Below are 21,665 nucleotides of genomic sequence, written 5' to 3' on the forward strand. Positions count from 1 at the left end.
CACCGAACGACTCGACGCCCAGGGCGACCCCGTCGGCGGTGACGGTGGTCATCGGATCAGCGGACGTCGTCGCGCCCGAGGCCGCGGTCGGGCGCGCTCATGTCGCCCGTCAGGGGCGTGCCGCCGGCGAGCCCGTAGCGCAGGAACACGGTGCCCTGCGGGCCGGCCACCGGCGGTTCGAGGAGCGTGAGGTTCGTGGGCACCGCGCCGCCGTCGAACACCTTCTTCCCGACGCCGAGCATGATCGGGTGCACCCACAGGTCGAGCCGGTCGAAGAGCTTCTCCCACAGGAGGGTCTGCACCAGGTCCAGGCTTCCGACGACCTTCACGTGCTCGTGCCGGTCACGGACCTCGCGCACCGCGCCCGCCAGGTCCGGGCCCAGCAGCGTGGATCCCGCCCACGGGAGGTCGGGCGTGCCGCGGGAGGCCACGTACTTCGGGACGCGGTTGAAGAGCTCGGCGATCTCGCCGTCCTTCTGGTGCGGCCAGTGGGCGGCGAAGATGTCGTACGTCCGCCGGCCGAGCAGCAGGGCGTCCGTGCCCTCGTACGCGGCAAGGATCTGCGCCCCGGTGACCTCGCTCAGCAGGGGCGCCTGCCAGCCGCCGAAGGGGAACCCCACCGGGTCCTCGTCGGGTCCGCCGGGCGCCTGCCCGACGAGGTCGAGGGTCGCGAACAGTTCGATGTGGATGAGGCCCATGTCTCTCTCCCGATGAGTCGGTCGTCCCCGTCGAGATGTAGACCTGCCGGGGCCGAAAAACTCATCGCCGCGCCGGTACCCGATTTCCGCACCCGCCGCCCGCCCCGCCCGACACGCCCCCGCCCGACACGCCCCTGCCCGGGCCGTCCTGTCGTCCGGGCCGGACCACCGGTTTCACGATCCGGTGGTCCGGCCCGCCCCGGCGGCAGCGCGATCATCCAGGAAACCGGGAGGCGCTCTACCGGCGGACCGCTGAGATCAGCCCGCCGGGCCGCTCCTCGCGCTGCGGCGGGGTGCCGATCGGGCGGCCGTAGCCGGCAGCGCGCTCGCGCAGGGTGTGGCTCTCGGCCTCCCAGCCGTGCCCGGCCAGCCAGCCCACCGGGTCGTCGGGCATCTCCGAGACCCACATGGACGCCGCCGATCCCGGCGCGGCGTCCGCACCGAAGCGCTCGATCACGCCGCGCGAGCCCAATGTCAGCCCCATCCGACTGCCTGCCGCCGACTGCGCGCTGATCCGGGCCAGCAGCAGCTCCACCGCGTCCTCGGGCAGATAGATCAGTAGTCCTTCAGCGATCCACACGGTCGGTACGGCCGGGTCGTGCCCTGCGGCGGCCAGTGCGCCTGGCCAGTCCTCGCGCAGATCCACCGCGACGGTGATCCGCTCGCAGCGTGCGACGGCCCGCTCCTGGCGCAGCACCGAAGCCTTGAAGTCCAGTGGCGCGGCGGTGTCGACCTCGAACAGCCGGGTGCCCTCGGGCCAGTCCATCCGGAAGGCCCGGCTGTCCATGCCGGCGCCGAGCAGCACGACCTGCCGGACCCCGGACGCGGAGGCCTGCTGCAACAGGTCGTCGAGGAACTTCGTCCTGATGACGATGGAGAACGACACGGCCAGCCGGCGGCGTCGCGCGGCCTCGTCATCGGGTGGCGGCGAGGAGGGCCACAGGCCGCCGGCGGTGGCGAAGGCCTGCGCCAGTGGGTCGCGGAACAGTGCGTTCTCCCGCGCGGTCTCCAGCGCCCGCACCCTGGCCACCCCCACCGCCGTGGCCCACACTCCCGACGGCTGCACCCGCTCTTGCTCATCAGTCACCGCGCCAGCCTATAGATGATCGATTCCAAGGCGCCCAGGCCTGCGTCCCCGCCCCGACGAGTCCGAGCCGCACCGGACCGGGATTCGCCGCCGCGTCCACGGCCACGGCCCCGATGGCGCCGGTGCGCCGCGGGCCCAGCTCGCTGCCGTGCACGACGGCCCTGAGCCGGCCGTCCTCGGAGCTCCACACGGCCACCAGCTGCTCCGCCCCCGACCACGGTGTCATAGGAGCGGAAACCGAACAGCTTCTCCGCGCGCAGCCGTCCCGCAGTGAACACCAGCCGTCCGTTGCCGAGGTCGGCGTGCACGCGTGGCGGAGCGACGAGGCCGCCCGTGTGCGCCGGCCAGGAGGGCTTCGCGTACGGCCCGGACGGCCGCCGGGGCGTCGAGGCGCCGGCGGACGTCGTCGTCGTTCAGCAGTAGCACGGACATCGGTGGACTTCCTTCACGGGAGCGGGGCCGGAACGAAGGTCATCCTGCCGGGGTGGCGTACGACGGTCATCCGCCCTCGGCCGGATGCCGGCTCCGCTCCGCGGCCTACGCCGACCGGTACTTCGGGACGGGCTTTCCGCAGGCGGAGCAGCACCGGGAGGCCGTGATCCGGCGGAGCAGGTCCGGTGGGCGGCCCGGGAGCCGTGCGTCTCGGCTCAGATGAAGGTGATGATCAGTACGGCGGCCGCCACCAGGAGGAGAACCGTCAACGCCGGCGCACCGGGGCGCCCGCCGGGTTCGGAGGTGATGGCGATGAACGAGACGGCGGGGACCGCCAGCGAGAGGACGATCGCCAACCACCCCAGGATACCGGTGGGAACCCCGGCGACCATGGCCCCCCAGACGGTCGTGAACATCACCGCCAGCCAGGCCGTCGCGGTCAACACCGCCCAGGCCGCGCGCGCAGTCCACCGTTCGACCGGGTCGGCCGCGTGGAAGTTGGTGCGGGTCATCGTCCAGATACGGGTCAGGTTCGCCACTGGAACATCCTCTCGGACAACACCGTCAGGCACCAGGGACGGGCGCGCACCGAGCGCGGCTGGACGACCACCAGGTCCGCGGCCACCAAGGCCGATACCGGCACACGCCCGTCGGGGGCCGGGCCGACGCGTTCAGGTGGCCACCGCTACAGCACCACGGTGGCGACGAAGAGGATGACGGCGAAGACGACGGTGCCCACCACCCCGATCTTCGTGGGTGTGATCTTGTCCCGGAACTGCTTCTCGGGCCGGACGCGCCGGCTCGGACTGGTGCTGTGCTTCCACCAGTCGACGACCCGCCGGAAGTCGGCGTCGAAGTCCTCCGACGGATTGAAGCCGCTGGTCACCAGGGTCGACAGCCAGTGGCGCCGACCGTCGGTGGTGTGGATCCGCGCCACGCGTGTGGTCGTGCCGCGGCCCTGGATCTCCGACACGTCGATCCAGGAGATCTGTTGCCAGGAGTAGGTGCGGCCACGGCCGAGCCCCCAGCTGACGGTGACTCCGTCGGCGTTGACCCGGACCAGGTACCGCATGGCGATGAGGCGGCTCCCGGCGACCAGCAGCACCGTCCCGCCGACGAGCAGGATCATGAGGCCGGGGCCGAAGTGGAACTTCATTCGGCCGGCCAGGACTTCGGCCGTGATGACCATGAGCAGTAGCGCGAGATCGGCCAAGTCGGGGCTGAACCTGTCTTTCCCCCGGAAGATCAGTTCGTTCACATGGCGCACCCTACGCCTCGCTGGCACCGGCCTCACGGGGCGGGTCGGGTTGGCAGGTCGTCATGATGACAAGGCGCAGTACGGGATCCCGCCCTGTCCGGAAGCTGCGGCAGCCGGGACATGGGTACCGCCAGGCCCGGCGGCTCAGGCCGTCGGCCGAGAGTCTCGGGTGGGGGCATCTGTAGCCGGGTTCAGTCAGGCCGGCGCTGACTCAGTGCTGCTCTGCTGATCGCCCGTCAGTCTCCGGACCTCGGAGATCACGCGCTCGCCGCAGCGGCTTCGGCCTCTGACCGGGGGTGGGCCGGCAGCTCCGGACGGGGTTGTCCGTCGCTCCGGCCGGCGAACCCAGCGACGCAGAAAAGTGGGGTGATGCCCCCGGTTTGGTAGGGTCGGGCCATCACCGGGGAGTACTCCCCGTTTTCCAAGGGGGAAAGCGCATGCCGGCTCCGACGCTTCAGGAACTGTCTCCCGCGGGCCTCGACGTCACCGTCAACCCGTACCCCGCCTACGCGGCACTCCGCGAGAAAGGGCCGGTCCACCGGGTGCTCGTCCCGGGATCCGGCGAGGCGTGGCTCGTCGTCGCCCGTGACGAGGCCCGCGCCGCTCTCACCGATCCCCGGCTGAGCAACGACATCCGGCACTCCTCCTCGTGGACGGACGACGGCGGCCACGCCCTCGGGGTCAACATGCTCCAGAGCGACCCACCCCAGCACACCCGGCTGCGCGAGCTGGTCGCCGGGAAGTTCACGGCCGGCCGGATCCGGGCGCTGCGCCCCCGCATACAGGAGATCGCCGACAGCCTGCTCGACGCGCTGCCCGACGCAGGCTCCGTCGACCTCGTCGCCTCCTACGCGCTGCCGCTGCCGATGACCGTCATCTGCGAACTGCTCGGGGTGCCGGCGGCGGACCGCGCGAGCTTCCACGCCTGGTCCACCGAACTGGTCGCGCCCAGCTCTCCGCAGGCCGCCGGCGCCGCGGTCGGCGCCATGACCGGTCACCTCACCGCCCTCATCGAGGAACGCCGGACCAGCCCGCGCGGGGACCTGCTCAGCGCGCTCGTCACCCCGACCGCCGGCGGGCTCTCGGCCGAGGAACTGCTCGGGATGGCCTTCCTCCTCCTCGTCGCGGGCCACGAGACCACCGTGAACCTCATCTCGGGTACGGTCCTCTCCCTGCTCGCCCACCCCGAGCAACTCACCGCCCTGCGCGCCGATCCCGGCCTCATCGACAGCGCGATCGAGGAGACCCTCCGTCACGACGGCCCGGTGGAGTCCGCGGCCTTCCGCTTCGCCACCGAACCGGTACGGATCGGCGACACCACCATCCCGGCAGGCGACAGCGTCCTCGTCTCCCTGGCCGCGGCCTCCCGCGACCCGCGCCACTTCCCCGACCCGGACCGGTTCGACATCCACCGCAAGCCGGCCGGCCACCTCGCCTTCGGCCACGGCATCCACCACTGCCTCGGCGCCCCCCTCGCCCGGGTCGAAGCCGCCATCGCCCTGCGCGCCCTGATCGAGCGTCGCCCCCACCTCGCCCTCGACGCCGACCCGGCAGACCTCGTGTGGCGGCCGAGCACCATGCTGAGGGGGTTGACGAGTCTGCCGGTGCGGTTCCAGGTGTGACGGACGCGGCGCGACGGCCAAGGACGCCTGGGGTGATCACCGGTGAACGGAAGGCAGTCGGTGGGGGTGCCCTGCTGCCCGAGTAGCCCTGACACGGTGCGTGTCTCGCCTGCATTCTTGAGAGGTGGCGTTGAGCGTTCGGACCCTCCGTGGCTCGGTGGTCGCGACGCGGTACGCCGAGAGCAGGCCGGTTCGGCAGCAGGCAGTGAAGGGGGTCCAGGGTGGCCATGGGACGGGCAGGGGCAGTCCTGTTGGCGTTGGGCGGGGTTCTGGTCGCAGGCGGCGGGGTGACCGCAGCGGTCTTCGCCCGGGACTCGGGAGGGGTGGTGACGCAGGAGAACCTCCCGTTCTCCCCGGAGATGCAGAAGTATGTCGAGATTCCGGCGGCGTTTGAGGACTACCTGCGTTCGCATCCGCCGAAGCCGCTGATGGGTGAGATCCGTAGGGGAGGCAAGTAACGCACAGGGATGGGGCTGCGCAGGTCGAACGCGCAGCCCCACCCCGATGCCTGTGGCCGTCAGTGAGAACTGAGCCGGTCGATCACACGGGCCCGGGCGCTGCGGCTACGGCTTCCAGACCATGGCCGTGTGCCGGGGCCCTCCGGCCTGGTCCCGGCCGATCGCGACGCCCGCGACGAGGCCGTTGTTGCCGATGAACAGCGCGGCGGTGTTCGCGACGTTCTGCGGCCGCGGCAGCCGGGTGTTCGTCCCGTCAGGGTTCCAGCGCGTCGCGTACCGGTACTCGTCGGCGTCCGGCTGCCCCCAGAAGTAGCCGACGACGGTGCCGCCGTCGTTGATCGCGGTGGCGATGCTGTTGGGAGCGGGCGGCCCGGCCACCGGGGAGAGGGCTTCTCCCGAGCCGTTCGGACGCCACCTGACGGCGACTCCCTGCGGCGCCATGTACAGACTCCACCGGCCGACCGCGGTACCCGTGCTGTTCACGGCCTTCGGCTCCTTGCCCGCGAAGTCCGAGACGGAGCCGTCGGTGTTCCAGGTGAGAGAGGTGTACACCGCTCCGGTGCCGGCGTCTCCGGCGGTTCCGAACACGGCGCCGTTGTCGCTGATCAGTTCGGCTCGGGTCGACGGGTAGGGCGTCGTGCCGGCGAGGGCGACGGCGCCGCCGTCCGGGCCCCAGGTCACGGCGCGGGACTCGGTGGTGCCGTTGGCGCCGGGGTGGTAGGAGTAGCCGACGGCGGTGCCGGAGCTGTTGACCCCGAGGGCCCTGCTGCCGGTGTCGCCGGGCAGCGGGGCGAGGGCAGTGGCGGTGCCGTCCGGGGCCCAGGACACCGCATGGTCCGGGCCCTGGGCGCTGCCCGTGTACCCGACCACGGTGCCGGTGCGGCCGACGGCGGTGGGGGTGGCGTTCTGGTCGCCGGGCAGCGGGGCGAGGGCGGCGGCGGTGCCGTCGGGCGCCCAGCGCACCGCGTGCACGGGGGCGCCGCTGCCCGGCGCCCACGACGTGCCCACGGCCGTACCGGCGCTGTCGATGCCGATCGCCCGGTCCTCGCTGTCACCAGGCAGTGGGTCGAGCAGGGCGTGCGTGAGGTCCGCGCCCCAGCGGACGGCGTGGTGGGTGAGGGGCTGCCCGGTGGACGGGTCGCCCAGGGTCACGTCCCCGACGACGACGCCGTCGGCGTTCACCCCGGTCGGCTCGCTCTGGTAGGTGCCGTCCGGGGTCGGTAGCAGTACGGGCGTGGGGCCCGCGGCGGTGTCGGCAACCGCCGACGGCGCCACGCCTGCGGCGAGGGTGGCGGCCATGGCCACGACGGTGGCCAGGGCGGCTGTGCGGGACGTGCGCATGCTCATGATGTGCAGCTCCTGCCTCGTGAACTCAACGTGCAGATAAGTGAACTGATTGAGCATTAGCCTTCACATATCAGTACCAGATGCCAGGACGGCCCCGCAGCCCGATCGCTGATCTACTCGGCCTGCGGCCCGGGCGCGAGGCCGATTTCGTGCCCGGGCCGCAGGCCGCCGGGTGCTACCGGGGCACGTGCGGCGCATGGGGCAGATGCGGCCGGTCGCCGGGCTCCTGGGTGGGGAACTGCGGGCCCGCGCCCGGAAGGGGTTCTCACCGTCGGGTTGGTGGAACACCGAGCGTCCGTCGTCCAGCCGCAGCGCGTCGGCGTCCGCGAAGCCGCGGACGCCGGCCGGCGTGCCGAAGCAGAACCCTGTCGTCGGCCGCGACCGATCGGTCAGGGCTCCACGGACACGCTCGACCCGACACGGCGGCCTCGCGGCTACTCGGGCTCGGCTCGTCCATGTGGCCGTGGCGATGGGCCCAGGCGGCGAGTTCGACCCGGTTGCGGACGTCGGGCTTCAGCTGCGCGGCGGCGAGGTGCTTCTTGACCGTGCCGAGGGAGACGTACGGGCGATCGGCGATCTCGGCGTTGGTGAGGCCGTCGGCGGCAGCGCGGGCCGGTTCGCGGTCCGACAGCGGGTGCCGGCCGGCACCCGGGAGCGGTGGGCGGGCCCGGTGGGAGGTGAAGTGCCGCAGCAGACGGACCGTGACTGGGGGGAGACCATGGCCTCGCCGCGGGCGGCGGCGCGGACGGCCTCGATGAGCATGGCCGGGCCGGTGTCCTTGAGCAGGAAGCCGGTCGCACCGCCGTGCAGGGCCTCGTGCACGTACTCGTCGAGGTCGAAGGTGGTGACGACGATGACGCGCAGCGGGTCGGTGACGCCGGGGCCGGCGAGGCGGCGGGTGACGTCGAGACCGGTGATGCCGGGCATCCGGATGTCCAGGAGGCAGACGTCGGGGCGGTGGTGTTCGGCGAGGCGCGCCGCCTCGATGCCGTCGCCGGCCTCGGCGACGACCTCGATGTCGGGTTCGGCGTCGAGGATGTAGCGGAAGCCGGTGCGGACCATGCGCTGGTCGTCGGCGAGCAGAACGCGGATGGTCATCGGATGATCGCCGCCTCGCGGGTCGCGGGTGCCGGAGAGGCGGGCCTTTCGGCCGCGCCGGGCAGGGACAACGGGGCACCGCTCAGGCGACCTCCATCCCGTAGCGCACCCGGTCGAAGCGGCCGGCGGCGAGGTCCTCGTCGGTGATCCAGACCGAGACGTTGACGAGTTCGCCCCAGCTCGCGTCCGCCGCCGAGCCCTCGACCTGCAGCAGCGGCCGGTGTCCGTCGGGCCGGGTGGTGTTGTGGCTGTCGCACCATCCGAGGAGCCGGATGTCGGTGCTGCCCAGGTGCTCGTGGCAGGTGTCCGAGACGCCCATGGCGTCCAGGTAGTCGCCTGCGAAGACCTCCCTGAGCTCGTCATCCAGGTACGAGGGCGCCGACAGGGCCCAGCGTGCCCGGACCGGCCGGGCGGGCAGTGGCTCCAGGCCGTCCGGGTCCGGCGGGGCGGGACGCTCCGGTGTGCCGGACGGGACGTGCAGGACGACGCAGCAGTCCCCGTCGGGATCGGCGGGGAACAGGTCGTGGAAGAACAGCAGCAGCCCGTCGGCCGGCAGCGGCCAGGGAGTGCCGCTCCTCCCCGCCCGGAAGGCCTCCGCCAGCCGGGCGCAGTCGAGTTGGGCGAGCAGCTCCATCGGGTAGCGATGGCCCTTGGGCCAGTCGACGTCCTCGGGCAGTGCGGCGGGTCCGCCTGTCCGGCCGGCCGGCGTCCAGCCGGGCGCGTCATCGGGGACGTCCGGACGCAGTTCCAGCGAGGGCCGCAGCAGTTCGGCGACGCGTGCGGCGTGTTCCCCGCCCACCTGCTCGCACAGGGCCGCGTAGAGCCCGTACGGCACCGGCAAGCCAGGCAGGCCTGGCAGGTCGGCGTGCTTCTCGGGGTCGTACGGCGTCCATGCGTAGGTGTCAGACATGCGCCGATCCTGCCACCCGGCTCTGACACGCACGGAAGGCCGTCAGGTGCCGGCACCCTCGGCCTGCTCCTGGCCGTCCATGTCGTCGCGGCGGGCATACAGGACGGCGTGGTGGAGTTCAGCCTCACCCCCGTACGGGCGGCAGCAGGTTGGCCGGGTTGTCCAGCCACGCCCGGTGCTCGCCCCTGTCGACGGTCAGCCCGAACCGCTCGAACCCCGGACGGCCTTCCTTCACCCACCACCGGTGGGCCTCCTCGACCTCCGACCACACCCGGCGAGGGCCCGACTGACGAACCTCGTACCGGCTCGCGCCGTCCACGAAGTCCACCGTCGCCCAGGACGTGACGTCCGTGTCGAACAGCCACAGGGTGGTCATGTCGTCGCCGTCGCTGCGCCGGTAGTACACGTCGGGTACGGCCAGGCCCACGACGAAGGACGCCAGCCAGTCGTCAACGACCTTGAGCGGGCTGAGAGTCGTGTACTCCTGTACGGCGTTCCCGGGCCAGTCGCCGGGCAGGTAGTCGTCGACGGGCGGGGCCGGGTAGCGCTGCTGCCGCATGCGCATGAACGCCGAGGAGCCGGTGAACGGGCCCGTGGCGGCGGCGCCGGAAACGGCCAGGCGGGCGACCGCTCCGCCCCCGAAGAGCGGCGCGAAGGGGAGTACCAGTACGCCCTGTGGGCGGATCTGGCCGATCACGGCCGGGGGGACCTCCCGTACCGCGCAGGTGAGAATCCCCCGGTCGTACGGGGCTCCCGGCAGGTATCCGTGTTCCGCGTCGCCCACCACCGCGGCCGGAACGGCGTCGAGGGCCCGGAAGTTGGCCGCCGCCTGGGCGGCGACCGCCGGGTGCGAGTGGTACGGCAGGGATCTGGTGGTCGTAAACCGCTGGTTCCCCTCGTCCAAGCTGTGCTCCACCTGTGGCACCCTGCGAAGCAGGATGCCACTCAACGTCCGCGGATGGACGTGTGACTGCGGAACGACCCACGACCGGGACGTGAACGCGGCGAAGAACATCCTGGCCGCCGGGCTGGCGGTTGCAGCCTGTGGAGACGGTGTAAGAGGATGGTTTGTAGGTACTTGACCACTTCTGTCATCGCCTGATGGTGTGGGCCTGGGCCGAGTCCACTCGCCTGCAGTTGCCGGTCTGCTGGGGTGGTCAGGTGAGCGAACGCAAGCCGCACCCAAGCGACTTATCGGACGAGCAGTGGTCGTTGATCGAGCCGGTCATCACAGCGTGGAAGGACCGGCACCGGTCAGTGAGCGGCCATCAGGGCGTCCACGCAATGCGGGAGATCGTGAACTCGATCCTCTGTCAGGGCAGGACCGGCTGCCAGTGGGCCTACCTCCCGCGCGAGTCCTCTGAGGTCATCTTCGGAGTTCACCCCGCTACCAGTGGTCACGGCAAGTGGTCGCCCGTTGTGTCGGCGAGTCGCCGAACCCCTCGAGGGCAGATTGGCTGCGGGTCAAGGCCCCGGTCGGCTGACGGCCCCTGCGGGCGGGGGCGCCCCTGACCGACCCTAGGGGGTGGCCCATCCCTGAGGGGGAGCGGCCCATCGTTCGAAGGTAGGTCCAGGGTCGGAGCCGGTCTGGACCGTGGGCTGACGACCCGGGCACCCGTAATCTGTCAATGTGTCAGTTGTCGTAATTCGCAGGGGTGTTGCATTCGCCCTTCGGCATGGACACGGGAAGGTGGACGGGCATGGCGGAACACAGGGGCGGAACGGGTCCGGGCGGTCGCGGGCGCACGGGGCGCCGGCGCGGCCGCCCGGCCGCGCGCCTGGTGGCGCTCGCGCTGGCGGGCGCGGGCCTGGTGGGGGTGACGGCCCCGGCGGCCGGTGCCCTCGGCACAGCGGGACCGGTCGGAGTGGTGACGGTGACCGCTGCCCAGGACCCGGCGCAGGGCGCCGCCGGCCGGGGGCCGCGCAAGGGCGTCGACCCCAGGGCCTTGGACGCCGCGGTGCAGGCCATCGTCGACTCCGGCGGCGCCTCGGCCTCACTCGCCCGGGTCGGCGAGTACGGCCGCACCCGGTGGAAGGGCGCCGCCGGTACCGCCGACTACGCGACCGGCGCCCCCGCCTCGGCGACCGGCCGGTTCCGGATCGGCAGCGTGACCAAGACCTTCGTCTCCACCGTCGTCCTCCAGCTGGTCGCCGAGGGGCGGCTGGGCCTGGACGACCCGGTGGAGCGGCTGCTGCCGGGCGCGGTGCCGAACGGCGCGAACATCACCCTGCGCCAGCTGCTGAACCACACCAGCGGGCTGTTCGACTACACCGAGGACCACGCCTTCGACCCCACGGCGCCCGGTTCCCTCGAACGATGGCTGGAGTCCGGCCGCTACACCCGCTGGACACCGCAGCAGCTCATCGCCCTGGCCAACAACCACCCGGCGTACTTCCCGCCCGGCCAGGGCTACCACTACTCCAACACCGACTACATCCTGGCCGGACAGATCATCGAGCGGACCACCGGCAGCACCTGGCAGCGGGAGGTGGAGCGTCGCATCATCCGCCCGCTGGGCCTGACCGGCACTTCCATGCCCGACCACGAGACGGCCGTCCCCGGCCCGCACGCGCACGGCTACTTCGACCTGCCCACCGGCCGCGTGGACGTCACCGACCTGGACCCGAGCATGGCGGGCGCGTCCGGCGCCGGGATCTCCACCACCGCCGACCTCAACACCTTCATCACCGCCCTGCTCGGCGGACGGCTGCTGCCCCGGCCGCAGCTCGCCGAGATGATGACGGTCACCCCGCAGAGCCAGGGCGGGTACGGCCTGGGCCTGGAGCGGACCACCACCGACTGCGGTGAGCTCTGGGGCCACACGGGCGGCATCCCGGGCTTCAGCACCTTCCTGTACACCAGCCCCGACCTGCGCCGTCAGCTCTCCGTCTCGATGAACGGCAGTGGCCTCTCGACCCCGCTGCCCACCCGGAAGGCCTTCGAGAAGCTGGTAGGCGCCGCGACCTGCACCGGCTGACCCCGCTCGGCCGGCACTGTTCCCGGACCTGAGAGGGCGGTTTGTAGGTACTTGACCACTTCTGTCATCGCCTGATGGACAGGGCCGCAAGGGCGGCCTGGGCGTGGAGACGTTCCCGTGTGAGGACTGCCGCTACGTCCTGTGCGGAGTGCGCCGGCCGGGGCGAGTGGGACATCGGCAGGGCTTCGGACGAGCGCGCGGCGGAGAGCCGGACGGACAAGTACGGGCGGGACGACTGCGGCATGGCCGGCCACAGGCAGCAGGACCACGGCAGGATCCACCGTCCTCGGTGGCCGCCGATGCGTCCCGCCGCTCGCCGCCCGTTGTCCGCTGCCCGTAGTCGTCCGGTCGGATCTGTCGGCTCCACGACAGATCTCGAACGCGGTCCGAGGCCGCCACGAAGACGATCGCAGCGAGCACTTCACAGCCACCGGCCCGTCGCCGGCCGCCACCCTGAGGGCGCTGAACGACCGCGGCGGCAGCACCCGCCGAAACAACTCCCACAACTCGTCCGGGACCAGGCGCTCAGCAGGACTCTCCACGACCCATCAGCGGCCCCTGGCGGGTTTCCCAGAACTGCCGTAGAAGCTGCCCCATTCCGTCTCGGCGGCTTGTGCGGGGCTTTGCGCACCGGCCGGCACCAGCACGCTCCCGATCAGCGTGGCGACGGCCACGTGCCGACCACGGATCACTTGTCTGCGGTCGATCGGCATGAGAGTCCCTCCGTGGCAGCTCTGCTCGACGGAAGCGTCGGTCGGCCATGGTTCCCGGGTTTGCCGTGTGTGCACGGGAAGCTGACCATCCGTGCACTCTTGTGCGGCGGGCGTCTTCGCAATGGCTCGATGCCGTCCGGCAGGACGGCCTGTCCGGCCGCCACACCCTCGCCGCCGGCACGTGGGTGCCGGAGCGTCGGATCCCGGTCGGCGTGCTGCCGGTCGGTGGCGCAGACGCAGCCGGCTCATCCGGGTGCCACCACCCGTTCTCGGGCTGGGTCCAGGCGACGGGGCGGGGTGGTGGTGTGTGTCAATTCGCCCAGCTCATACGGAAGTTCACGGCGGCCGACAGGAGGGTGAGGATCGCGCGGACGAGAGAAGGGGATCCTCACGGCCCGGCCCTCGCCTTCACCCCCGAGGCGTGGCACGCCTTCGTCGCCGGTATCCCGGCGGGTGGTTTCCCGACCGGTCCCTGAGGCACTTCCTGCCGGGACTCGTGGCGGAGCGCGGCATTCCCACCCGGACATCCTCCGCCGCCGACAGCGCTCGCCAGTGGGGCAGACTGGCCGAATTCAGTCCTTCTGGGGAGTTGTGTGTGCTGCTGCTCGATCTCAACACCGTGCCGCCTCGTGAGCGCGTGGATGCCTTCCATCACGCGTTGACGGATTCGCGGGTGCCCAACGACGTCGCCCACGAGGAGCCGGAGACAGGCATCCACGCGCGCATGGAGATGTGGCGCGTCGGCGGCCTGGACCTCTTCGCCACCCGGAACTCGGGCTTCGAGGTGCGGCGGACGGCCCAGCACGTACGCCACCACCGGAGCAGCCCCATCGTCTCGGTCTCGCTCCAGCCCCGGGGCGTCCACCGGGCCGAGGTCTCGGGCCGGCAGCTCCTCCTGGGATCCGACGACATCTGCGTCTTCCACGAGCTGGCGCCCCGCTCGTACGGCTGGTCCGGCGACGGCGCGTCCCAGGCGATCATGTTCGACATGCACCACCTCGGCGTGCCGGTCGAGGACGTGGTGCGCGCCTCCCTGCAGCTGCGCGCCAGTCCGCTCCACGGCCTGGTGCTGGAACACCTGCGGGGCCTGTGGCGCGATCCCGGCCGGCTGGAGGCCGATCCGGGCGCGCAGGCCCTGGGGTCCGCCACGACGGAACTCGTCCGCGCACTGCTTCTCTCGGCCGCGCACGCCGAAGAGAGCACCGAGGTCAGGTCGACGATGGACGACACCCTGCTCACGCGGGTCATGGCCTACGCACGGTCCCACCTCGCGGACCGTGACCTGACGCCGGAACGGATCGCGGCGGAGCACGCCGTCTCGGTCCGCCGGCTCTACACGCTGCTCAGCGGGGCGGGGATCAGCCTGGAGCAGTGGCTGATCGAGGAGCGGCTCGGCAAGGCCCGGCGCATGCTGGCCTCCCGACGGTACGACCGCCTGACCATCGCCGCGGTCTCCGCCCGGTGTGGGTTCAGCAGCCCCAGTCACTTCAGCCGCCGTTTCCAGGCGGCCTGCGGGGTGTCCCCGAGCGAGTGGCGGCGGCTCGGCGGCGCCGTCACCGTGGACGGGCCCCGAGCGACCTCATGAGCCCCGGTCCCAGCCGGCCGCCCGCGAGCCGGGCTGTGACCGGTGGTAGGGCCGCGGAGCTACAGCACGGCAACACATGGGCTCGGATCGGCGGTCAGGAAGACGAGGCGCGTGTCTTCGGGCGTATCCACTCGACCCGGATGTCCACGATCTTTCCCTGACAGAGGACTCAGCCAGGCTCCGATCCTTGGCGTCCGCGGCTGGACGGAATCCCTCCAGAGGAGTAGTCGAAAGGCCGGGTCGACCGTCATCGGCCGGCCCGACTGCCGAAGCGCGAGGCCTGCATCGCCTTCCTGGCACGGCAGGAGCCGGGCCGAGCGCGTGGCTGCGCCGGGCACAGGCCGCCGGCCTCGTCCCCACCACGGTCGAGGTGCCGACCGAGCCGGCGCCGCCCCAGAACAGCACACCGCGTCCGTACGGGCGGCCGCCGTTGTGGAGTTCGCCCCGGCTCCGACGGTCACCGCCGTGCCCGTGGCGGCTGCCGTTGCCCAGCAGCCTGTCCTGGCGCCGGCTGCTCTGCCTGTCCCCGCGTCTGCGGTGCCGGTGGCGTTCGGCGGCGGGCAACAGGACCAGGCCGTGGTGAAGGTGGTCGCCGGGGCGCCGGAGCGGTGTGTGCGGCTGGCGCCGTGCTGCTCGGGTGGGAGTCCGATGCACATGGGCGGCTGGTGCGTGCCCGCCCCGGCCGGACAGCCAGCCGCCGTCCCGTTTGCGGAGCAGCCCGCCCCGCAGGCCCCGGACCAGTCGGTTGCTTCGGTCGCTTCGGTCGCTGCGCCCCGTCAGGCCGTCGCGCCCCGTTCACTCCGCCTCCCGATCTGTTCCGTCTCCCCGTCATGCCTCGCCGGTCGGCCCGAGGGGGCGCAGCAGCTGGTCGAGGCCGAACTCGAAGCGTTCGTCGAACGCCGTGTCCTCCAGGTGTGGCACCACCCGGTCGAGGGCGGGGTAGCTTCCGGCGGCGAGAGCGGGGCCGAGGGTGTGTTCCTCGCCGGAGGTGGTGAGGGCCTGCTCCTCCTGCGTCAGGCCGAGCGTCAGGTACTGGATGCTCCAGAACGTCCAGGCGGAGCGGCGTTCGTCGAGTCCGGCGTCGAGCAGGGCCGCCACGACGTGCTCGGCGAAGGCGAGGGTCGCGGGCTCGGCGGCGTAGGTGCCCGCGACGACGGCCGCGCCGTCGCGGTGGGCGAGCAGGCTGTGGCGGTATCGGCGGGCCAGTTCGCGTACGCGCTCGTCCGGGGCCGCGGGCAGGTCGGTGAGCGGGACCTCGGCGACGATCGCCTCGGCCATCAGCTCCAGCAGCCGGGCCTTGGTCTTGGCGTGCCACAGCACGGTGTTCATCCGTACGCCGAGGCGTTCGGCCGTGCCGCGCAGGGAGACGGCGTCGGCGCCTTTCTCGTCGAGCAGTTCGAGCGCTGCGCGTACGACGGCGGCTGGGTCGAGCCGGGTCCGTGGGGCGGCCGGGGTTTGCTTCTTGGTCACTGACCTAGTCTACTGGAGTTGTCGCTATTGGTCATTGACCAAGAAGGGGAGCTTTGTCATGCCCGAAGGAACGCACACCACCGCACGCACCACCACCGCACGCACCACCACACACGCCACTGCCGCACACGCCACCACACCGGACACCGCGCACGAGGTCGTCATCGCCGGAGGAGGGCCGGTCGGGCTCTGGCTCGCCTGCGAGCTGCGGGTCCACGGCGTCGACGTGATTGTGCTGGAGACCCGGGCCGAGCCCGACCCGCACTCCCGCGCCCTCACCGTCCACCCGCGCACCCTCGAACTGCTCGCCGCCCGGGGGCTGGTGGAGCCCTTCCTCGCCGAAGGACTGCGGGTGCCCAGCGGACACTTCGCCGCGCTCACCACCCGGATGGACTTCTCCCGGCTGGACACGCCCTACCCGTTCACCCTCGTCCTGCCGCAGGTCCGCACCGAGGAGCTCATCGCCGCCCACGCCGAGGCCGTCGGCGTCCGCCTGCTGCGCGAGCACCGGGTGACCGGTCTGACCCAGTACGACGGCGCGGTGACCGTCGAGGTCGACACCCCCGCCGGGCACCGGCAACTGCGCGCGGCCTACCTGGTCGGCTGCGACGGCAGCCGCAGCACTGTACGCACCGCCGCAGGCATCGGCTTCCCCGGCACGGCCGCCACCCGATGGGCCTGGATGGCCGACGTCACGCTCGACGCACCGCCCGCCGCGCACTCCAGCTCCAACGAGCACGGCACCGTCATGGTCTTCCCCCTGCCCGGCGGCCTCCACCGGGTGGTGGGCAACGACGCGCACAGCGTCCAGGAACCGCCCGAGGCCCCCACCATCGAGGAACTCCGCACCCGGGTGCGCCGGATCGCCGGCACCGACCTCGGCATGCGCGACCCGCGCTGGATCTCCGTCTTCGGCAACGCCACCCGCCAGGCCGAGCGCTACCGCCACGGCCGCGTCCTGCTCGCCGGCGACGCCGCGCACACCCACTTCCCCGCCGGCGGCCCCGGCCTCAACGTCGGCCTGCAGGACGCCGGCAACCTCGGCTGGAAGCTCGCCCAGACCCTCGCCGGCACCGCCCCCGACGGCCTGCTCGACAGCTACCACACCGAACGCCACCCGGTCGGCGCCGAACTGCTGCGCAGCACCAGTGCGCAGAGCGGCCTGATGACCAGCTACACCCCGGAGAACCTCGCCCTGCGAGAACTGCTGGGCGAACTCATCGGCGGGGTGCCGGAGTTCTCCGAGGCCCTGGCCCTGCGCGCCGCCGGACTCGCCGTCAACTACCCGCCCGCCGAACCGTCCGGCGCCCACCCGCTCACCGGGACCCGCGCCCCCGACCTCGCCGTCCACGGCGGCGGCACGCTGCTGCCCCTGCTGCGCCGCGGACGCTACGTCCTGCTCGACCTGACCACCGCCCCCGACGCCCCGTCGCCGCTCGCGCCGCTGGCCCACGACGTGACGCCCGGCCTCGACGTCCACGCCGCCCCTGCGGCCGGCCGTCGCCCCGCCGGCCACCGCCCCGCCTGGTCCGGGGTCACCGCCGCCCTCGTGCGCCCCGACGGCCACCTCGCCTGGCTGTGCACCGACGCCGACCCCCGCGAAGCCGCCCGCACCGCGGTCACGGCGACGCTCGCCCGCCGGCAGGAGCGGGCGCCGTCGATCTCCCCGGGGCGCCGGACCGGAAAGGGGCACTGACGCGGGCGGAGTTCGGCCGGGCGGAGCCCGGCAGCTTCCGGGAGGCTGACTGTGCGTGCCGACAGTGTTACTCTCCCATTAAGAGAGAGCTGACTCTCACTTGTTGGCCGGAACGCCACTTCGCCCGTCCTGGCCCGGACCTGCAGGGGAGAGCGGTTCCGCCAAGTGTTCGCTGCTCTTGTGGCCCTTCGGCCGGTGAGGAGAGACCATGACCGCACCCGCACCGCAGTTACCCTTCGAGCGCCCCAACGCCCTCGACTTGGCGCCGCTGCTCGCGCGCCTGCGCGAGGAAGGCCCGATCACGCGGGTGACGACACCCGCCGGCGACCCGGCCTGGCTGGTGACCCGTTACGAGGAAGCCCGGGAGATCCTGAGCGACCCCCGGTTCTCCCGATTGCGCCCCGACATCGAGGACGCCCCGAGGATCTCGGCCTCGGCGCTGCACACACGCCCCGCCGTCACGCCTGAGGACGAGGACCGCGAGCACACGCGGATGCGCCGGATGCTGGCGCCCGCGTTCAGCGCGCCGCGGATGCGCCGGATGGGCGAGAGGATCGCGGAACTCGCCGAATCCTGTCTGGACGCGATGGACGAGGAGCGTTCTCGGGATCCGCAACGCGCCGTCAACCTGCACGACCACCTGTCGTTCCCGCTGCCGGTGATGGTGATCTGCGAGTTGCTGGGCGTGCCGGTGGCGGACCGGGATCTGTTGCGTGGCTGGTCGGAGCGGATCGCCGCGCTGTACGGCGGTGCCGACGGTGCCGCGGCCATGGCCGAGTTCGAGGCGTACGTGGCCGCCATCGCCGAGGAGAAGCGCAAGCAGCCGGGGCAGGACGTGATCAGTGACATCCTGGCCGTGCAGGCGCAGGACCCCTCGTTCACCGAGGAGGAGATGACCCGCCTGGCGGTGGGGCTGCTGTTCGCGGGCCACGAGACGACGTCGACCCGGATCGACCTGGGGGTCCTGTTCCTGCTGAGCGACACCGGCCGGCGCGACCGCTTCACCGCCGACCCCGAGGCGTCGGCCCACGCCACGGTGGAGGAGGTCCTGCGGATGGCCGCGCCCGGCGCCCTGGGCCTGACCCGCTACGCCCGCGAGGACGTCACCGTCGCGGGGACGGCGATCGCGCAGGGGGAGGCGGTGCTGGTGGCGATCAACGCGGCGAACCGGGACGGGCGGGCGTTCGAGGAGCCGGACACCTTCGACCCGTCGCGTTCCCCCAACGCGCACCTCGCCTTCGGGCACGGCGGCCACTACTGCATCGGCAACGCGCTGGCACGCACCGAGATGCGGATCGCGCTGACCGCGCTGTTCCGGCGCTTCCCCGGCCTGCGGCTCGCGGTGGACGCGCGCAGCCTGCGCGACCATTCCGAACGGCTGGCGGGCGGCATCGGCGAGGTGCCGGTCCTGTGGTGAACGGGGAGCAGCGGCGAGAGCAGCCCGCCGTGCGGGTGACGGCGGACACCTCGCGGTGCGTGTCGTCGGGGCAGTGCGCGGTGACCGCGCCGTCGGTGTTCGACCAGGACGAGGCCGGGCAGGTCGTCGTGCTCGCCGCCGAGCCCGTCGGGCGGGCGGCGGAACAGGCCCGCGAGGCGGCCGCCAGGTGCCCGGTCTCGGCGCTCCGGTTGCACCCGGCGCGCTAGCTGCCGGTGGTGGTGTCGGCGCCCCCGCAGGGCCGCCGACACCCGCCTGACCGTCAGGCCGCCTGAACGTCAGGGTGTGCGGGCGCGCAGCACGGGGGCGGGACAGGGCAGGGGACGGGCCCCGGCGGGGGAGAGGCCGTCGAGGACCAGGGCCAGGTACCGGCGCCAGCCGTCCTCGCGGGGGTCCATCGTCCACAGCACCGAGACCAGCATGACGACGATGCGGTGCAGGTCGTCGGGCACGAGGTCGGCGCGGATCACGCCCGCGCCCTGACCGCGCGCCAGGAGGTCGTCGAGGGCGGCGAAGAACTCCTCGCCGGTCGCCGGGGTCAGGACGCCGGCGGCGCGGGCGGCGGCCAGGACGTTGTAGTCGCCGGCCACCGATTCCAGGGCCGCCGCCAGCACGCGGGCCAGCCCGGACGCGGGGTCGGGGTCGTGGGCGGCGGCCTGGATGACAGGCCGGACGTGTTCACCGAAGCGCTGGTCCAGCACGGCCCGCAGGAGCGCGGCCTTGTCGGGGAAGCGGCGGAAGAGCGTGGCAGCCCCGAGACCGGCCCGGCGCGCCACGTCGTCGAGGGGGGCGTCGGGGCCCTGTTCGGTGAAGACCTCCCGGGCAGCCCGGATGATCTTTTCCGCGTTTCGGGCGGCGTCGGCGCGCAGCAGCCGGGGAGCGTCGGGGACCATCCCGGCAGCCTATCCAAGGACCGCCAGACCGCCGCCGGGCCACCGGCCCGGCGGATACGTCGCAGATCCTCTCGTCGCCGGGGTGGTCGGTGATCTCCGGCTCATGGAGCAGGGGATGAGCAGTCGGGCGGCTTGCAGGGTCGTCGGCATCAACCGGCGAACCGGCAAACGGTGGCGCAACTGCTCCAGCCCCACGAAGGACAGGCCCGGACTGCCCGCACATCGCGTGCGGGCAGTCCGGGCCGTTCCGTTGTCCCGGTGCCGGCTACTCGACGGCGCGTAGTGCGTTGACGATGCCGAAGCCGTAGAAGCCGTTGACGCGCTTGCCACCCGCACAGGTGGCGTCCACGACGCCGTCGCCGTTCCAGTCGTACGGGTCGGCCGGGCACCCCGGGTTGTCCGCCTGGGCCTTGAGCAGTGCCTGCAACTGTTCTGGGGTCGCGTCCGGGTGGGCGGACTTCAGCAGCGCGGCCACACCGGCGGCGTGGGGAGTGGCCATGGACGTGCCCTGCTCGTAGCCGTACTGGTTGTTCGGCATCGTCGACAGGATGCCGCCCGACCCGGACGGCGTGTCCGAGGCCACGTACTGGTCGCCGCCCGGCGCTGCGACGTCGATCACGCCGAGGCCGTAGTTGGAGTAGTACGACTTCGTGTTCCTGGCGTCGGTCGCGCTGACCGCGACGACGCCCGGCAGTTGTGCGGGCAGGTCCCAGCACCTGTGCGGGTCGACCGTCCGGCTCGCCGGGGTGGAGTCGTTGGGGCTGCCACCGTCGGTGAAGGCGTTGGAGGCCAGGTCGTGGTTGGCGTTGCCGGCCCCGGCGACATTGAGGGTGCCCTTGCGCTGCGCGTAGAGCTGGGCGCGGTTGACCGCGTCGACGATGGCCTTCTGGTCGGGGTCGTCCAGGCAGTTGTACTGCCACGGGTCCACGTAGTAGCTGTTGTTGGTGATCTGCACGCCGTGGTCGGCGGCGAACACGAAGGCGCACACGACGCTCTCGGCGTAGATCAGCTGGCGCGGGGTGGGCTGGGAGACCGTGATGCCGGAGACCCGCACACCGGGTGCCACGCCCGCGACGCCGATGCCGTTGCGGGCCGCGGCTATCGTGCCTGCCACGTGCGTGCCGTGGAAGTAGTCCGGGTCCACTGGCCGCCAGGAACCGTATGTGGTGTCGGCCTTGCCGCTGGCGCAGTTCGCGGACTGCGAGGGGGAGAAGTTCGGGGCGAGGTCCGGGTGGGTGTCGTCGACACCGGTGTCTATCACGGCGACCGTGACGTTTCTGCTGCCCGGGTTGATCGTCGCAGCCTTGTCCGCGCCGATCGCCCGCAGGTCCCACTGCTCGGCTTCGAGGGGTTCGGTGCCGTCGCCGGAGGCTCTCGCGATCCTCGCGGCCTCGGCCTCGGAGAGGTACCGCACCGCACCCTTGTCGTTCGTCCCCGCCGTGTTCAGCGGCGCGGTCCGCGTGGCACCTGCCGACTGCACTCCGCGCACCGCGCGCAGCCGCTTGCCGAAGTCGGGGTTCGCCGAGTGGACGACGATGACGCCGATCCCGTCGTACGTGACGACGATGGTGCCGCCGGCTGCGGCGATGGCCTGCTTGACCTCTGCGATCGTGTGACGGTCGGTCTTGGTGTTGACGACGTACGCCAGGGGGTGTGCGTCCTCGGCCTGTGCGGCGGGCTCTGCTCGTGGCGTTGCCGAGGCCGGCGTGGGGAGGGTTCCGAGCGAGGTGGTCAGCGACAGCACGATCGGTACGGCCAGGCCGAGCCGGAGTATGGAACGTAGTCGAGCCATGTGGTCTCCACATCATCCGAGTGCAGGACCCGGCCGAAGACAGAGTGCCGGCCGGGCAGGTACAGGACGGGTGGTACAGGGGTGAAGCTATCCCGTCACCTCGCCAACCAGCAATGACTCGGCAAAGACCTGACCAGACCTGCGGCGAACCGACACGGACAGCCCGAGGCCGAACCTGACGCGGCACAACAGC

The 21,665-nt window shown here is 72.3% G+C and carries 20 protein-coding genes and 4 pseudogenes; 10 read left to right on the forward strand and 14 right to left on the reverse strand.

What is annotated here, in order from left to right; genetic code table 11:
• Positions 1 to 56: 56 nt before the first annotated feature.
• From ACIRRH_RS36610 to ACIRRH_RS36630, 5 genes are all read right to left on the reverse strand, one after another.
• Positions 57 to 698: a dihydrofolate reductase family protein gene (locus ACIRRH_RS36610; RefSeq protein ID WP_403076259.1), complete on the reverse strand. Its 642-nt coding sequence runs from the start codon at positions 696 to 698 to the stop codon at positions 57 to 59.
• A gap of 238 nt (positions 699 to 936) precedes the next feature.
• The gene (locus ACIRRH_RS36615) at positions 937 to 1,749 is read right to left on the reverse strand and encodes a class I SAM-dependent methyltransferase (protein ID WP_403076437.1); all 813 of its coding nucleotides are present in this window, start codon (positions 1,747 to 1,749) and stop codon (positions 937 to 939) included.
• Positions 1,750 to 1,777: 28 nt separating this feature from the next.
• Positions 1,778 to 2,011, reverse strand: coding sequence for a hypothetical protein (locus ACIRRH_RS36620; protein WP_403076261.1), 234 nt, complete (start codon positions 2,009 to 2,011; stop codon positions 1,778 to 1,780).
• A 421-nt stretch (positions 2,012 to 2,432) separates the two neighbouring features.
• Positions 2,433 to 2,756: a hypothetical protein gene (locus tag ACIRRH_RS36625; RefSeq protein WP_403076264.1), complete on the reverse strand. Its 324-nt coding sequence runs from the start codon at positions 2,754 to 2,756 to the stop codon at positions 2,433 to 2,435.
• 146 nt (positions 2,757 to 2,902) lie between these two features.
• Positions 2,903 to 3,475, reverse strand: a complete 573-nt coding sequence (locus tag ACIRRH_RS36630; RefSeq protein WP_403076266.1) for a PH domain-containing protein — start codon at positions 3,473 to 3,475, stop codon at positions 2,903 to 2,905.
• A 437-nt stretch (positions 3,476 to 3,912) separates the two neighbouring features.
• Between ACIRRH_RS36630 and ACIRRH_RS36635 the strand changes: the two genes are divergently transcribed.
• On the forward strand, positions 3,913 to 5,097 hold the full coding sequence (locus ACIRRH_RS36635) for a cytochrome P450 (protein ID WP_403076269.1): 1,185 nt from the start codon (positions 3,913 to 3,915) through the stop codon (positions 5,095 to 5,097).
• 326 nt (positions 5,098 to 5,423) lie between these two features.
• The gene (locus tag ACIRRH_RS36640; protein ID WP_403076272.1) at positions 5,424 to 5,555 is read left to right on the forward strand and encodes a hypothetical protein; all 132 of its coding nucleotides are present in this window, start codon (positions 5,424 to 5,426) and stop codon (positions 5,553 to 5,555) included.
• A 105-nt stretch (positions 5,556 to 5,660) separates the two neighbouring features.
• On the opposite strand, the gene ACIRRH_RS36645 is transcribed toward ACIRRH_RS36640, so the two are convergent.
• The 4 genes and pseudogenes from ACIRRH_RS36645 to ACIRRH_RS36660 form a co-directional block, all read right to left on the reverse strand.
• Positions 5,661 to 6,902, reverse strand: a complete 1,242-nt coding sequence (locus tag ACIRRH_RS36645) for a hypothetical protein (protein ID WP_403076274.1) — start codon at positions 6,900 to 6,902, stop codon at positions 5,661 to 5,663.
• 457 nt (positions 6,903 to 7,359) lie between these two features.
• Positions 7,360 to 8,000: pseudogene (locus ACIRRH_RS36650) on the reverse strand (response regulator); the annotation flags it as partial.
• Between the two features lie 82 nt (positions 8,001 to 8,082).
• Positions 8,083 to 8,910 carry a DUF1963 domain-containing protein gene (locus ACIRRH_RS36655; RefSeq protein ID WP_403076277.1) on the reverse strand — a complete coding sequence of 276 codons (828 nt, stop codon included), beginning with the start codon at positions 8,908 to 8,910 and terminating at the stop codon, positions 8,083 to 8,085.
• A 124-nt stretch (positions 8,911 to 9,034) separates the two neighbouring features.
• Entirely contained in the window at positions 9,035 to 9,835 is an 801-nt protein-coding gene (locus ACIRRH_RS36660) for a hypothetical protein (protein ID WP_403076279.1), read from the reverse strand.
• Here ACIRRH_RS36660 and ACIRRH_RS36665 point away from each other — a divergent pair.
• The 3 genes and pseudogenes from ACIRRH_RS36665 to ACIRRH_RS36675 all read left to right on the forward strand — a co-directional run.
• Positions 9,759 to 9,971: pseudogene (locus tag ACIRRH_RS36665) on the forward strand (zinc ribbon domain-containing protein); the annotation flags it as partial. The gene ACIRRH_RS36660 and the pseudogene ACIRRH_RS36665 sit on opposite strands and share 77 nt — an antisense overlap.
• A gap of 100 nt (positions 9,972 to 10,071) precedes the next feature.
• A pseudogene (locus ACIRRH_RS36670) lies at positions 10,072 to 10,266 on the forward strand (transposase); the annotation flags it as partial.
• 344 nt (positions 10,267 to 10,610) lie between these two features.
• Positions 10,611 to 11,888 (forward strand): serine hydrolase domain-containing protein, encoded by a 1,278-nt coding sequence (locus ACIRRH_RS36675; RefSeq protein ID WP_403076281.1) that lies wholly within the window; start codon positions 10,611 to 10,613, stop codon positions 11,886 to 11,888.
• A 387-nt stretch (positions 11,889 to 12,275) separates the two neighbouring features.
• Here the strand turns inward: ACIRRH_RS36675 and ACIRRH_RS36680 are convergent.
• Both ACIRRH_RS36680 and ACIRRH_RS36685 read right to left on the reverse strand, forming a co-directional pair.
• Positions 12,276 to 12,430, reverse strand: a pseudogene (locus tag ACIRRH_RS36680) (IS5/IS1182 family transposase); the annotation flags it as partial.
• A 6-nt stretch (positions 12,431 to 12,436) separates the two neighbouring features.
• Positions 12,437 to 12,601, reverse strand: a complete 165-nt coding sequence (locus ACIRRH_RS36685) for a hypothetical protein (protein WP_403076284.1) — start codon at positions 12,599 to 12,601, stop codon at positions 12,437 to 12,439.
• Between the two features lie 47 nt (positions 12,602 to 12,648).
• Between ACIRRH_RS36685 and ACIRRH_RS36690 the strand changes: the two genes are divergently transcribed.
• Positions 12,649 to 13,077, forward strand: a complete 429-nt coding sequence (locus tag ACIRRH_RS36690) for a DUF397 domain-containing protein (protein ID WP_403076287.1) — start codon at positions 12,649 to 12,651, stop codon at positions 13,075 to 13,077.
• Positions 13,078 to 13,274: 197 nt separating this feature from the next.
• Positions 13,275 to 14,186, forward strand: a complete 912-nt coding sequence (locus ACIRRH_RS36695; protein ID WP_403076290.1) for an AraC family transcriptional regulator — start codon at positions 13,275 to 13,277, stop codon at positions 14,184 to 14,186.
• An 828-nt stretch (positions 14,187 to 15,014) separates the two neighbouring features.
• Here the strand turns inward: ACIRRH_RS36695 and ACIRRH_RS36700 are convergent.
• Positions 15,015 to 15,656, reverse strand: coding sequence for a TetR/AcrR family transcriptional regulator C-terminal domain-containing protein (locus ACIRRH_RS36700; protein WP_403076292.1), 642 nt, complete (start codon positions 15,654 to 15,656; stop codon positions 15,015 to 15,017).
• A 58-nt stretch (positions 15,657 to 15,714) separates the two neighbouring features.
• On the opposite strand from ACIRRH_RS36700, the gene ACIRRH_RS36705 reads away from it, so the two are divergent.
• The 3 genes from ACIRRH_RS36705 to ACIRRH_RS36715 all read left to right on the forward strand — a co-directional run bounded on the left by ACIRRH_RS36705 (position 15,715) and on the right by ACIRRH_RS36715 (position 18,996).
• Positions 15,715 to 17,352, forward strand: a complete 1,638-nt coding sequence (locus ACIRRH_RS36705) for an FAD-dependent monooxygenase (RefSeq protein ID WP_403076295.1) — start codon at positions 15,715 to 15,717, stop codon at positions 17,350 to 17,352.
• A gap of 208 nt (positions 17,353 to 17,560) precedes the next feature.
• Complete coding sequence (locus tag ACIRRH_RS36710) at positions 17,561 to 18,769, forward strand: cytochrome P450 (RefSeq protein ID WP_403076298.1); 1,209 nt, start codon at positions 17,561 to 17,563, stop codon at positions 18,767 to 18,769.
• Positions 18,766 to 18,996 carry a ferredoxin gene (locus ACIRRH_RS36715; protein ID WP_403076301.1) on the forward strand — a complete coding sequence of 77 codons (231 nt, stop codon included), beginning with the start codon at positions 18,766 to 18,768 and terminating at the stop codon, positions 18,994 to 18,996. The genes ACIRRH_RS36710 and ACIRRH_RS36715 overlap by 4 nt, the downstream gene beginning before the upstream one ends.
• Positions 18,997 to 19,065: 69 nt before the next feature.
• On the opposite strand, the gene ACIRRH_RS36720 is transcribed toward ACIRRH_RS36715, so the two are convergent.
• Both ACIRRH_RS36720 and ACIRRH_RS36725 read right to left on the reverse strand, forming a co-directional pair.
• Complete coding sequence (locus tag ACIRRH_RS36720; RefSeq protein WP_403076303.1) at positions 19,066 to 19,680, reverse strand: TetR/AcrR family transcriptional regulator; 615 nt, start codon at positions 19,678 to 19,680, stop codon at positions 19,066 to 19,068.
• A 265-nt stretch (positions 19,681 to 19,945) separates the two neighbouring features.
• Complete coding sequence (locus tag ACIRRH_RS36725) at positions 19,946 to 21,472, reverse strand: S8 family peptidase (RefSeq protein ID WP_403076306.1); 1,527 nt, start codon at positions 21,470 to 21,472, stop codon at positions 19,946 to 19,948.
• Positions 21,473 to 21,665 lie beyond the last annotated feature (193 nt).

The organism is Kitasatospora sp. NPDC101235 (assembly GCF_044767505.1).
In the GTDB taxonomy this organism is placed as follows: Bacteria; Actinomycetota; Actinomycetes; order Streptomycetales; family Streptomycetaceae; genus Kitasatospora.

Coding starts and splice junctions, on each gene's coding strand:
- ACIRRH_RS36610 (WP_403076259.1), bottom strand. CDS start 698: ATGGGCCTCATCCACATCGAACTGTTCGCGACCCTCGACCTCGTCGGG.
- ACIRRH_RS36620 (WP_403076261.1), bottom strand. CDS start 2,011: ATGACACCGTGGTCGGGGGCGGAGCAGCTGGTGGCCGTGTGGAGCTCC.
- ACIRRH_RS36635 (WP_403076269.1), top strand. CDS start 3,913: ATGCCGGCTCCGACGCTTCAGGAACTGTCTCCCGCGGGCCTCGACGTC.
- ACIRRH_RS36645 (WP_403076274.1), bottom strand. CDS start 6,902: ATGAGCATGCGCACGTCCCGCACAGCCGCCCTGGCCACCGTCGTGGCC.
- ACIRRH_RS36655 (WP_403076277.1), bottom strand. CDS start 8,910: ATGTCTGACACCTACGCATGGACGCCGTACGACCCCGAGAAGCACGCC.
- ACIRRH_RS36675 (WP_403076281.1), top strand. CDS start 10,611: ATGGCGGAACACAGGGGCGGAACGGGTCCGGGCGGTCGCGGGCGCACG.
- ACIRRH_RS36685 (WP_403076284.1), bottom strand. CDS start 12,601: ATGCCGATCGACCGCAGACAAGTGATCCGTGGTCGGCACGTGGCCGTC.
- ACIRRH_RS36690 (WP_403076287.1), top strand. CDS start 12,649: ATGGTTCCCGGGTTTGCCGTGTGTGCACGGGAAGCTGACCATCCGTGC.
- ACIRRH_RS36705 (WP_403076295.1), top strand. CDS start 15,715: ATGCCCGAAGGAACGCACACCACCGCACGCACCACCACCGCACGCACC.
- ACIRRH_RS36710 (WP_403076298.1), top strand. CDS start 17,561: ATGACCGCACCCGCACCGCAGTTACCCTTCGAGCGCCCCAACGCCCTC.
- ACIRRH_RS36720 (WP_403076303.1), bottom strand. CDS start 19,680: ATGGTCCCCGACGCTCCCCGGCTGCTGCGCGCCGACGCCGCCCGAAAC.
- ACIRRH_RS36725 (WP_403076306.1), bottom strand. CDS start 21,472: ATGGCTCGACTACGTTCCATACTCCGGCTCGGCCTGGCCGTACCGATC.